Source organism: Anaerotignum faecicola (assembly GCA_024460105.1).
Classification (GTDB): domain Bacteria; phylum Bacillota; class Clostridia; order Lachnospirales; family Anaerotignaceae; genus JANFXS01.
Genome location: JANFXS010000224.1, coordinates 1 through 474 on the forward strand (window position 1 = coordinate 1; position 474 = coordinate 474).

The window sequence follows — 474 nt, forward strand, 5'->3', positions numbered from 1 at the left end:
TCCGTTACCTCATAGGCATAGAGAATGGTCCTGGCATCGTTAAATTCATAACTGCATGTGATAAAGGACCAGAGCTGCTCCAACGGCTTCTCCGGGATCTGGGCGAAGGAACATCCCTTCGTCATCTCTTCCACATACGCCTGGAAACTCTCCTCGGTGGCAAACTTCGTCTTTCTTCTCATACCGGTAGGTTCCGTATAGAGAACCGACATGGGGCGTAAATGGTACTCGCGTTCCGGCGTGTAGACGGTGATATCCTGGTGCTCCATGAAATATTCCTCATCCTTATATTTTACAATGTCTTTGAACATACTGCCATTCTTCATGTTATGCCCATAGATTATATTATGCCGGCCGGAAAAATCAGGTTCGCTCTCATAATCAAGATAAATGGCACCCGCCACACTTTTTTTACCTTCGAAGTCTGTATTTAAGTAAGTTTCATTATTTCCGGTCTGAACGATGGGATAGTCA

At 45.1% G+C, this 474-nt stretch carries 1 protein-coding gene; it reads right to left on the reverse strand.

Features of this window, described 5'->3' with window-relative positions; genetic code table 11:
- A partial coding sequence (locus NE664_13660; protein MCQ4727679.1) for a class B sortase occupies positions 1-464 on the reverse strand: 464 nt, incomplete at its 3' end.
- Positions 465-474 lie beyond the last annotated feature (10 nt).